The sequence below is a fragment of the Staphylococcus sp. Ze2 genome, from assembly GCF_048568365.1.
Lineage (GTDB): Bacteria > Bacillota > Bacilli > Staphylococcales > Staphylococcaceae > Staphylococcus > Staphylococcus xylosus.
On record NZ_CP183486.1, the window covers coordinates 48633 to 61036 of the forward strand.

The window sequence follows — 12404 nt, forward strand, 5'->3', positions numbered from 1 at the left end:
CTCTTAATTTAATGTTACTGCGTTATATTAAAAAATTGTAATTCATAGATTGCTTTTTCGTCATACGCATTAAAGCTATCTATTTTACCATTTAAATATAACTCTTGTGTTTTTCTACTAACGTTATGTTGATATGACAACTTAACGTTTAAATCAGATTCATAGCCATTGTTTTGGATGGTACTTTCAATTTCAGAAAATACATCTTTATTTATTGGCAATAAATATCCTTCTTTACTAGGTAGAATATTTACATATTTTGTTTGTAACACTTCTTGTTCGCCAATATAAATTTCGATTTTTATATTCTTCGCAGCACCACCACCAAGATTATATAACTTTAAATAATCTTGTTCGGACTGACTTTCGATACCTACATTTTTCAACTGCAATTCATTTTTGTCTCGTGTAATCAGTATTTGATTAAAACCAAGTGCTGGTAAAAAACTGATCTTCATTTGATAAAGTTGCACGCTGACTGAAACAAAGTAAAAGAGCGCCATGATAAAAGTACCTAAAGAACCTATAGCCGATATAATGTTTATCATTGTTTTAACACCTCCGTGTTTTTTTCGAGGCAGGATAAGTATTGTAACATACATCAATCATAAAAAAACGAGCTACTTGGAAAAGTAGCTCGCCAACTAAGAGGAGTCTGCATACATGCCAAAGGACATGTTACAGACCTGCCTCTTAATTAACATGCCCTAAGGCATGAAAATTCATTGTACAATGCTTTCAATCCCCTTGCAATATAACCTTTAAATAAAATCATATAATTTTTTATAACTTAACGAATTGTATGATAATATTATATTTATAAAATATTTTTAATACGTATAGGAGTTTATTATGTACTTTTTAAAAGCAACTGTCACATCCTATTTCAAATGCATTCGAGCGATAGCACTATGCTTGTTTGTAACCATCACTTTTATCACTATTTCACCTTCTTCTAACGTTTATGCAGCCGATTTATATGGCTCTATGTCAGAACTTATGGATGATACTGAATATGGTGTAGATTGGCAACTATCATATCATAATAATCAAAGTAACACATTAATTGCCGCTATACATGGCGGCAACATTGAAGCAGGTACGACAGAATTATCCTCATTAACTGCTGCTCTAGGTAATTATAATTATTATACATTTCAAGGTATTCGCACATTAAACAATGCTGAATTACATGTCACATCAACAAACTTTGATGAACCTATTGTAGAAAACATGCAACAAGCTGTTTCAAATTCTGTAATGATACATGGCGCAAGTGGTAGCGAAGCAGCCGTTTATATTGGCGGTAAAGATGAGCGTCTTAAAGCGTCTATAGAAAATGCATTACAAACAAAAGGCTTCAATGTTTTAGAATCACCTTCCCACTTAGAAGGCGCATCTAATCAAAATATAGCCAATAAAAATGCTAAAGGTGCAGGTGTTCAATTAGAATTAACTTATGCGCTAAGACAGTCCTTCTTTAATAATCAAAATTTATCCATGAATTCTCGCTCTAATGAAGCCAATTGGAGTATTAATATGTATGCATTTGCCGAAGCCATTCATCAAGCAATTGAAGAAAATGATTAACCTTATCAAGTATGGATTTTCATTTTAAAATCATTCATAAACACTCAATTTTTGTAATATTCTCACAAATAACGAATGATTTTTCATCATTTTTGACGATTAACTATGTTATTTATTAGAGTATAGTATATACTGACATAATTTATAGAAAATGAGGTTAATAATATGGATGATTTGAAAATAAACAAAAGATTAATTATGACCCCTGGCCCCGTAAGTGTAGATCCTCGTGTCTCTCAAGCAATGTCTAATTCAATTTTAGGTCAATTTGATTATGAATTTGTAGACATAATGAATAAAACGATGGAACTCATTAGAAAATCCTTTTTAACAGACAATCAATGGTCATTTCCTATCGATGGAACAAGCCGTGCAGGTTTAGAAGCCGTTATCGCTAGTATCGTCAAACCTGGTGATACCGTACTTGTCCCAATCATTGGTAGATTCGGTTACTTGTTTACTGAATTAGTAAAACGTGCAGGCGGTGTCGTACATAATATCCAAAAACCAATGGGTGAAGTTTTTGAACAAGCAGAAATCATTGAAGCTTTAGATACTGTAAAACCAAAAGTACTCGCTATTGTACATGGTGAAACTTCAACTGGTCGCTTACAACCGATTGATCAAATAGGTCGTGCTTGTAAAGAACGTGGTATTTATTCAGTAGTTGATGCAGTAGCTACATATCAAGGTATGGTCATTCCGGTAGATGAGTGGGAACTAGATGCCGTCATCGGTGGTGCACAAAAATGTTTATCTATACCTTCAGGCATTACACCTATCACATTTAACGACAGATTTAGTGAAGAAATCAATAAACGTAAACGCGTAGAACTTGGTATTCGTTCAAATGAAAGTACAGAACAAGATTATTTTATACGCAGTAATTATCTCGATTTAACACAATTACAAGATTATTGGAGTCCTAAGCGATTAAACCATCACACAGAATCAACAACGTCAATTTACGCGCTATATACTGGTCTGAAAATAGCATTGACTGAAGGCATTGAAGCCCGTGCTGAACGTCATGCATATCACCAAGAAGGCTTAAAACAAGCATTAAAAGCTTTAGGTTTAGAAATATTTGGTGATGAGACAAATGAAATGAAAATGGTCATCTGTGTTAACATTCCCGATGGTGCGGATGATAGTAAATTTAGAGAAGGCTTACTAAAAAATTATGGCATTGAAATTGCAGGATCCTTCGGTGAATTACAAGGTAAAATTTGGAGAATAGGTATCATGGGTTATGCTATTGAAAAACAAAATATCTTAACGTTCTTATCTATATTTTCACTTTACCTAGCACATCAAGGCGTACAAAATTTAAATCCAGAAAAAGCTATCGATACACTATTAGCTTATTACGCATAAAGAAAACCAAAAAGAGAAACTTAGCCATTGATCAATGGCTAGGTCTCTCCTTTTATTATGCAGTCATTAACTACTTAAATGAATCAAGATGACAGCAGAAAATAGTATTATATAAATATCACATCAATAATACTTATTAGTGATCTTCTACAACTTTATTTTTAGCAGCTGGATAACCAAAAATAAAGAATAATACTGACATCACAATCAAAGCAATAATACCTGAATCCCAACTTTCCGTAACATCATGAAGATAACCAATCAAGAATGGTCCAACAGCAGCAATTAAATAGCCAACGGATTGACCAAAACCAGATAATGAAATACTACCATCACTTGTACGCGCTCGAATTGAGAAGAAAGTCATACATAAACTGAAACAAGCACCCATCGCTAATCCGGCGATGATAATACCAATAATCAGTAGCACTAATGATTGCGTAAAGAATAGGCTAAATCCTACTAAGAACAACACCGTAATAATCACGACTAATATGCGTTGGTCTTTCAATTTAGATGCGATGATTGGGAATGTAAAGGTCATTGGCACTTGTGAAAATTGATTGAGCATTAACAAATATCCTGCCGTAGAAGGATCCAATCCTCTATCTACAAGAATTGATGGCACCCAAGCCACTACGGTATAAAATACCATCGATTGAAAACCCATCGTCAAGGCAACCATCCACGCCAGTTTAGATTTCGTGATAGTGACCTTTTTAGGTCTATCTTGTCGATCCGCTATCGCCGTTGCCTTCTCTAATTGCACACCTTTTCGTGCTTTAGGTATCCACAATATGATTGCAATAATCGCAAAAAGAATCCAAAATGATAATGACAATCTAAAACCTAATGGTGTTATTTCTGACAGTGGAAAGCTTAAACCACCGCCTAAGCCAGCCGTAAAATTCATTGTTCCACTATAAATACCAGTAGCTAGACCAATTTGCATCGGGAAATACCATTTCACATAACTTGGTAACACCACGTTGCCGAATGCAATAGCAATTCCAAGAATGACCGTGCCAATTAAGAACAACGTGAAATCTCCTGCAATACGTAAATATAGTGCAACAATGAGTAGCATCGTAGAATACAATATTGTACGAGACATCGTTAATCGAGCTGTTACTTTTGAAACGAATGGCGAAACAATTGCAAAAATAATCAGCGGTATCGTAGTCAAGATGCCTGCAACACTGTTATTAATTTCCATAACTTGTTTAATTTCATCAACTACAGGACCGACCGACGTTAATGGCGCACGTAATGTAGAAGCAATAAAAACAATCGCAAGTATTACGCCCCAATTATTATTAACTTTATTGATGCGATATGGGTCAGTCATCTTATACCACCTTTCTTAAATCTCTTTTTTTATAATTATATAATGATGAAGCGGGACAGTAATCTAACATTTCAATTTAGATTACCCTTCCCGCCCCACAAAACAACTTGCTGATTAAAAAATTATAATCAAAATACAATGAACAATCAGTGTTTTGTAATGTTTATTATGCACTTCAATCAAAGCAGTATCCCTTTGTTCATATTACTTTTTACGATTAATTTACCGCTTCTGTTGATGGTTCAAGTAAAATACGAGTGCCAGCTTTACCTGCTAAAGCGTCTATCGCATCATCTAATGAACAAATAATAGCCTCTTTACCCATTTCAGCAAACTGAATTGCTGCTTCTATCTTAGGTAACATACTACCTGCTGGGAATTGTCCTTCAGCAACATATTGCTTCGCTTGTTCAACAGAAATCGTTTTTAGTTTTTCTTCGTTTGGTTTTCCAAAGTTAACACATACGTTTGAAACGTCAGTTAACATCACAAATGCATCTGCATCAACTTGTTCTGCTAGTTTTAAACCTGAACGGTCTTTATCAATTACTGCTTCTACGCCTTGAATATTACCATTGTCATCTTTATAGACCGGAATACCGCCGCCACCTGAAGAAATAACGACTGCTTGGTCAATAAGTGACTTGATTTGATCCACACCATGAATAACTAATGGTTCCGGTGAAGGAACGACGCGGCGGTATCCTCTACCTGCGTCTTCTACCATTACAAAACCGTGCGTTTCTTCTAAACGTTGTGCTTCTATTTCATCAAAGAATACACCAATAGGTTTAGTTGGATTATTAAATGCAGGGTCATCTTTATCTACTTCTACCATTGTCAATAACGTTACTACATTACTGTCGATATTTAAAGATTTCAAATGATTTTTTAATGATTCTTCCATCATATATCCTATAAAGCCTTGTGATTCCGCATTACAAGCATTAATTGGTAAAGGCTCGACAATGTCTTTAGCCGCTTCATTTTGTGCAATAATATTCCCTACTTGAGGACCATTACCATGCGTAACTACAATATTGTGTCCTTGCGCTTTTAATTCAGCCATTTTTCGTGTAGCTGAATACACATTATTATATTGATTTTCGTATGACGCTTCTTGCTTAGGTTGAAGAATTGCATTCCCGCCTAAAGCTAATACTACACGCTTACTCATACGCTCCACTCCTTAAAGTTGTTGCTATAAATATCCCATACAATGTATCTTTTCCAGATGATGATCCCACTTCTAACAGTTGGTTCATATGGTACACCGTTGGTTGTTGTTGCAACACTAATATTTTCGAACTAAATAATTTCTTTAACGCACTATCCAAAAAGGCTGTAGCAACTATTGTTGTTAACTGTTCTTGAATAAGCTCCTGTATAATCTTTAAATTCCCATCAAATATATAAGGCTTCATGAAATGCACAAATAGCATACCTGTTAAAATATCGTCACCTGAAGGGGTCAAACCTTGTCCTCTTCCTATCAAATAACGTAATGAAGATTCAACTGACTTGTCATCTGCTTGTTTCAATGTCTCCATGATGGACTGCATTTTCAAATAAGAAAAATCTCCATTGTTATACTCTGAAAAGTCATATGTTGTGATATTTTCATGCAACTTTGACCATAATAATGAATTTGAATTCAACTCAACGTCAATCGCATGTACCGCTTGATTACGCCAAACCAATTGACAATTATCATTAATAAACATTGCATTTGCAGTTACTTTTATAGGTTGCTTCACAGTGATGTTTTCTAACAGTTGTTTTTTAGTTTGATGGTCTACAGTAACGCCAAATGGAAACGTACCATTTTCGTCACTACCTATAAAAATAAGTTTTTGATCATCATTGACGATGTTGAAGCCTTTTTCAAAAATACTATGCACATAAAAACCTTGTTGTTGTTCAATTATTTCCTGGGCAATTGGCCCTATTGAACGTACATGAAAAATCACCCTTTAAAGCCTAATTTTTCTGCGTATGCCGTAATTGCTTTTTCAAAACATTCAATTGGTGGATGTACTGTTCCAGCACCAATTTGTCCATAACCCGCAATTTTATGTGCAATACCTGTATTAATTACAGGAGTGATTCCTGTTTCTACTACTTTACGCGCATCTATACCTAAACATGCACCTCTAAAGTTCCATGTAGGGATTGCAAAGTTAGGATTTTCACCGATACAAATTTCAGTCATTTCGTTGCTGATTTCTAAAGCATCATCAAATCCACCTGTACCTACGAATCTTGTTACTGCAGGTGCAGCGATCATTGCCATACCACCAACACCAATAGTTTCAGTAATAGCAGAATCACCAATATCCGTATTAGCATCGTCTGCAGAGTAACCTGTAAAATATAAACCTTGAGGCGTATTTACCGGTGCAGTAAACCATTCGTCGCCCATACCAGCGATGCGCACACCAAAGTTTTCACCATTACGACATAATGCAGTCACAACCGTACCGTGTTCTATTGTACGTGCAGCATCCATCATTGCTTTACCTGTTGCCATCGCTATATTTAAGAAGAACTGATCGGTATCAGCTAAAAATTGAAGCACTTCTGTACGTTTTTCTTGTTCTACATCATCTAATGCAGCGATAATTGGCGTTACCTCTTTTAGAAATGCTAATGATGCAGCTATATTACGTTGGTGGAATTCATCACCCATCGCAATGGCTTTCGCAATTAACACATTGACGTTTAAGCCATCTTTCATTTGTTTTAAAGCTTTACTAAGTACAGGACCTAAGACATCTTTCATCCAGTGCAAACGATTCACTACTGTTTCATTATATGCACCAAAACGTAAGACTGCTCCGATACCTTCATTCATTTGGCAATACGCTTCATTACCAGTTTCTCTATTTTCTACAACTAAGACCGGCATATTTGCTGAGGTAATACCACCCATTGGTCCAACAGCTTTAACATGATGACATGGAATAAATGTGATTTTTTCGTTTTCTAGTAATGCACGTGCATCTTCTTCGTTGTTAGCCCATCCTTCAAACAAGATAGCGCCTACACATGACCCTTGCATTGGATCTGTCATATTTTCATATTTAATCGGTGGTCCTGCATGTAATAGGACATGGTCTGTTAATTCAGGAATTTTTGATTTCGCTGGCACTACATCTACTAAAAACGGTGCTGCAGCAATCATTTTATCTATAACTGCTTGGTTTGCTTCATCTATTGTTTTGTAACCCATGTTATACCGTCTCTCCTTCGAAATTATTTAAATATTGGAGTACTTTCATTAGCTTTTCGTCTCCGCCAGCAATTGGACGCCAGTTAAACTGTACAACTTCTGCGCCACCATCTTGAATAGCTGATGTGAAACTTTGTAGTCCAATATTGATTACGCTTGGTGTCATATTTATTAAATTCATCACTTTCTCATCGACAGTTAAATCTACTTGCTTTACTTCAAAAGATTTTATTTCACGATTTGGTTGCTTCACATTGCTACCAATAATGTTTAACGCTGTACGTACCATTTGGTCATTTGTTTCACATACTACAGCGCCAGCTGCTTCTAAAGTGTTGATTTGTGCATGATAATCTTGATGATCATGCTCTGTTCCAACTACAGTTGCTAATACTGCTAATGAGCGTCCCTCTTCTTTTACTTTTTGAAGAATGTTCTTAATTGTTGGTGCTAATTCATTTGCCATATCATCATGACTACCATAACCAATGACATTATCTAACATAATGACTGCAGTTGATGGATCAGCTGATGATGTTTCTAACATTTCAATACGTTTTGATGGATCAATCATTGGGTGTGGTCTACCTTGAGTATAGATATCATCACCTAGATCAATAATTTCATGATTTCCGCCTTTGTATGAGTAACCTTCTGGCGTTGCATCTGTTGAATCATCACCTAATGTATCTTTAACTAACATTGCTGCTTCGGATGCTAAAGTACCTCCAGAGTAATAACCCTTGATACCGTTTTGTTGTGCATTTAAAGCCACCGAAATATTCTCTTTCACATGTGGTTTAAATTGTGGCGTTTCATTATTTGAAAGTTGAACAGAAATACGAGCAGCCTCTTCTAATGTATATGCGTGATAAATATTTTCTTCAGTATACGTAGGTTTTGAACCTAAGAATAAAGTAACGACTGGTTTATCAATGTTACGTAATAGATTCAACACTTTTTCTTCTACTTCTTTAGCTGGCGGCTTAGAAATAACAGTAATCACTTTAACTTTTGGATCTGAATTTAAAGCTTTTATACTATCTAGCATTGTAATTGCGCCAACTTCAGTTGATAAATCACGTCCACCTGTACCTAATGCATTCGTTACTCCTTTACCTTCTCTATCGATAATCGTTGTAACTTCTTGAATACCTGTACCTGATGCACCTACGACGCCAATATCACCTTGGTTAACTGTATTAGTAAACGCGAGTGGTAAACCATGAATAATCCCCGTACCACAGTCTGGACCCATAACTAGTAATCCTTTATCATGGGCAAGTTTTTTCAGACGTACTTCATCTTCTTTAGCAACGTTGTCACTGAACATAAAGACATTTAAATTGTGGCTCAAAGCATTTTCTGCTTCCATAGCTGCATATTGTCCAGGAATAGAGATTAACGCAAGATTAGGATTATTAGCTAATTCTAAAGCGCGCTTCCAGTTTGAAGCTTCATCTTGTTTTTGTGATTTATCGTCACTTTCATTTTTACCTTTTAATTCTGCTTCTACTTCTTGATCAACTTCTTCAACCTTATATTTATCATCAGTATCCACAACGATGACTATATCGTTTGGTTTTGCTTCTTCTAACTCAGGTGTACCTAAGCCAGATGATTTAAATATATCTTTATTAGCAGGTGTTCCCATCATAATAGATACTTTATTAACACCTTCAATAGCAGATAATTTATTTGATAGTAGCATTAATACAATTGAGTCTTGATACGTATTTTCTTTAATTATTGTGTATAACATCTTATGCCTCCATTATTATTCTGCGAATCTATTTTTTCCGTGGTAGCGATTATAATGTACATCATCCGATACTAAATATTCATAGATGTCATCAACAATTTCTATACCATTTTCATCATATTTCTCACTGCGCATACGGCCACGTTCACCAGGATAGAAAATTTCACCATATCCTTCTGCAGCAGGCTGTGCTTTAAGCTCATCTAACATAGTTGAAATACGTGTCTTAAACAGTTCTAAATCAGTGAAAAATTCCGGATTTATTACAATATGCAATTGCCCTAAATCTCGTCCTTTAGTTAAATCTTTATACATTGATGATACGTGTACACCATGAGGCACACCTAATAAACTACCGGATAAGATATCGACCATCATCATTAAGCCATAACCTTTAGGGCCAGCTACTGGAACAAGTGCATGTACATCTCTAGCATCAGTTGTAGGCTCACCTTGTGCGTCGACTGCCCATGTATCTGGAATAGATAAATGTTTCGCTCTCGCATCGAGCACTTTCCCCCACGCTTGCACTGTTGTTGCCATATCAAATGTAATAATACGGTCGTCATTCGATGGCGCACTAAATGCAATTGGGTTAGTTCCAAAATAAGGTTCCGTACCACCAAACGGCACTACCATTGGATCTGATTGACACATACTAATACCAACCATATTCTCTTTTGCAGCCATTTCGACAAAATAACCAAGTGCCCCACTATGAGAAATGTGCTTCATACCAACAACAGCAACGCCACTCTCTTTCGCCATTGCAATAGCTTTTTCCATTGCTTGTTTCGCAGCTTGGTGACCAGGGCCATTGTCTCCTTCAAAGACTGCAGCTGAAGGTCCTGTTTGTTCAAATTGATAGTTTGGATTAGCTGTTATGCCACCTTTGGCAATACGTTCTGCATAATACTCAACTCTGACAGCACCATGTGAATGGATACCTCTGTGATCTGCAAACGTCAATACATCGGCAACATCTTGTGCCGCACTTTCGTTTAATCCAGCTTTCACCAATTTATTTTTCATGAGTTCAAGTAATTGTTCTTTAGATACACGCATACGAAAACCTCCTCGCTTTATAGTCAATTCCACTAATTTTTATCTACGTTTAGTCTATTTATTGCATTAAAAAGGAAGCTACTTGGGAGAGTAAGCTTAGTCTTTAAATGTATGCCCTCATACATTTCATAACGTTCCCATTTCACTTCCTTTAGTTTTATTTAATACAGTTGCTCTGATACTAAATAGTCATAAATACTTTCAGCGACTGGAATACCACTTTTAGCATAACGATGTTTGACTGTTTCCTGAATTTCCCCAGGATAGTAGACTTGTTCAAATCCTTGTGCTGGTTTTATGTCATGTAACTCATCAACCATTTCAGAGACTTTTTCTAAAAATAATGTTTTATCTCCAAAATAAGCTGGATTTATTACAATATGAAACTGCCCTAATCTACGGTACTGGCTTAAATCCTTATACATTGAAGTGACATGTTGACCAAATGGCAATCCTAGGAGGCTACCTGCTAAGATATCAACCATCATCATTAGTCCGTATCCCTTAGGTCCTGCAACTGGTAATAATGCCGCCACTTCGAATGGGTCGGTTGTCGGTTCTCCTTGATTGTCCACCGCCCATGTATCTGGGATTGATTTATGTTTGGAACGGGCATCCAAGATTTTTCCCCATGCTTGCACTGTTGTTGCCATATCGAACAAAATAGGTTCGCCCGATTGTCGTGGTGCAGCAAATGCAATAGGATTCGTGCCAAAGTAAGGCTTCGTACCACCGTATGGTACAACCATTGGATCTGATTGACATACTGTAATAGCTACCATTCCTCGTTTTGCAGCTTGTTCTGCAAAATAGCCAATAGCGCCACTATGGCCCATTTCTTTGACACCTACCATACCAATACCACTATTCTCAGCCATGGTGATAGCTTCTTCCATTGCCTGATACGCGACATAATGTCCTACTGCATTATCTCCAAAATAAGTTCCAGCTGAAGGTCCATTTTGCGTAAATTCTAAACTAGGTTCTAAATTATAACCTTGCTTTGAAATACGTTCTGCATAATATTGCATGCGCACAGACCCATGAGAGTGGATGCCACGCTCATCAGCAAATATCATAAGGTCAGCCGTTTTGTCTGCTTGTACTTCAGGAAGACCAGCTTGCGTCAATTTTCTCTTGAACAGTTCACGTAATTTATCTCTTTCAACGTATACTAACGTCTCTTCTTCCATCGTTAACAACCTTCCTTAAATTTCAATATCTCTATTAGCATCTTTTGAATAGATATATGCAAACGGTTCGTCTAAACCTACTGCATATGTCGCTTGAGGCGCATAGGCACCCATAAAGATATAATCTCCTTTATCAACTGGCATCCATTCATTATCTAAGTTGTACATGCCACGTCCGCTTAAGATATAAGCACCGTGTTCTTGCACATGTGTTTCGATATATCCATGAGATGCACCAGGTTTAAATGATAAAATATGAATATTCATATCATATGCAAGTTCTTTTGGTAAAAGGTCTAAGATTTTAACTTCTTCCATACCTTCATAAGGCTCTTGCACCATATCATTAACGTTTCCAGTAACTACTTCTGGTGTATATCCTTCTAATGGTTGGTAACGTTTTTTGTATAAAAATACTCTACTATCATTATTTTGGTTACTGTTTTCAAACGTCATAACTTGATGAGCTGGAACATATAAATAACCGCCTGCACTTAACTCATACTTCTTATCATCTGCGTACGCATTAATATTACCGTATTCAACATAGATAAATGTTTGTACACCGTTACCTCCAAAGCCTTGTTTGTTGCCGCCTTGATTTTTCAAAGTAACTAAATAATCAACAAAACGAGCACCTAATCTTGGGGTTCCCATGATTGTTACATCACAATCTTCGAATCCTGGTACTACATTATTAACTAAACCATCTGGCGTAATTACTGCATAATTATCCTTTTTAATTACTGAACGTGTTTCTAATAAGCCTTCTCTATAACCTTGATTGTGGTTTAAATAACCCATAAAAACATTACTCCTTTTCTCTATTTGGAATTA

At 36.1% G+C, this 12404-nt stretch carries 11 protein-coding genes; 2 read left to right on the forward strand and 9 right to left on the reverse strand.

Translation table 11 applies throughout. The annotated features are described in order from the left end of the window. Positions 1–14: 14 nt before the first annotated feature. Positions 15–548 carry a hypothetical protein gene (locus ACM591_RS00195; RefSeq protein WP_029376856.1) on the reverse strand — a complete coding sequence of 178 codons (534 nt, stop codon included), beginning with the start codon at positions 546–548 and terminating at the stop codon, positions 15–17. A gap of 304 nt (positions 549–852) precedes the next feature. Here ACM591_RS00195 and ACM591_RS00200 point away from each other — a divergent pair, with 304 nt between their 5' ends. Together ACM591_RS00200 and ACM591_RS00205 are read left to right on the forward strand one after the other, a co-directional pair. Then, complete coding sequence (locus ACM591_RS00200) at positions 853–1590, forward strand: poly-gamma-glutamate hydrolase family protein (protein WP_029376857.1); 738 nt, start codon at positions 853–855, stop codon at positions 1588–1590. A 165-nt stretch (positions 1591–1755) separates the two neighbouring features. After that, positions 1756–2967 carry a pyridoxal-phosphate-dependent aminotransferase family protein gene (locus ACM591_RS00205; RefSeq protein WP_029376858.1) on the forward strand — a complete coding sequence of 404 codons (1212 nt, stop codon included), beginning with the start codon at positions 1756–1758 and terminating at the stop codon, positions 2965–2967. A 136-nt stretch (positions 2968–3103) separates the two neighbouring features. Here ACM591_RS00205 and ACM591_RS00210 read toward each other — a convergent pair whose 3' ends face one another. The 8 genes from ACM591_RS00210 to allE form a co-directional block, all read right to left on the reverse strand. Then, positions 3104–4315 carry a CynX/NimT family MFS transporter gene (locus tag ACM591_RS00210; protein WP_135059337.1) on the reverse strand — a complete coding sequence of 404 codons (1212 nt, stop codon included), beginning with the start codon at positions 4313–4315 and terminating at the stop codon, positions 3104–3106. Positions 4316–4532: 217 nt separating this feature from the next. After that, positions 4533–5492: a carbamate kinase gene (arcC, locus tag ACM591_RS00215; protein ID WP_029376860.1), complete on the reverse strand. Its 960-nt coding sequence runs from the start codon at positions 5490–5492 to the stop codon at positions 4533–4535. Continuing rightward, positions 5485–6285: a DUF2877 domain-containing protein gene (locus ACM591_RS00220; RefSeq protein WP_135059338.1), complete on the reverse strand. Its 801-nt coding sequence runs from the start codon at positions 6283–6285 to the stop codon at positions 5485–5487. The genes arcC and ACM591_RS00220 overlap by 8 nt, the downstream gene beginning before the upstream one ends. Further along, entirely contained in the window at positions 6282–7547 is a 1266-nt protein-coding gene (locus ACM591_RS00225; protein WP_029376862.1) for a DUF1116 domain-containing protein, read from the reverse strand. The genes ACM591_RS00220 and ACM591_RS00225 overlap by 4 nt, the downstream gene beginning before the upstream one ends. 1 nt (position 7548) lies before the next feature. Beyond that, on the reverse strand, positions 7549–9309 hold the full coding sequence (locus tag ACM591_RS00230) for an acyl-CoA synthetase FdrA (protein WP_326026254.1): 1761 nt from the start codon (positions 9307–9309) through the stop codon (positions 7549–7551). 15 nt (positions 9310–9324) lie between these two features. After that, entirely contained in the window at positions 9325–10374 is a 1050-nt protein-coding gene (allD, locus tag ACM591_RS00235; protein WP_418354396.1) for an ureidoglycolate dehydrogenase, read from the reverse strand. Between the two features lie 161 nt (positions 10375–10535). After that, positions 10536–11567, reverse strand: coding sequence for an ureidoglycolate dehydrogenase (gene allD, locus ACM591_RS00240; RefSeq protein WP_070052130.1), 1032 nt, complete (start codon positions 11565–11567; stop codon positions 10536–10538). Between the two features lie 15 nt (positions 11568–11582). Beyond that, positions 11583–12371, reverse strand: coding sequence for a (S)-ureidoglycine aminohydrolase (gene allE / locus ACM591_RS00245; RefSeq protein ID WP_029376866.1), 789 nt, complete (start codon positions 12369–12371; stop codon positions 11583–11585). Positions 12372–12404: the final 33 nt, after the last annotated feature.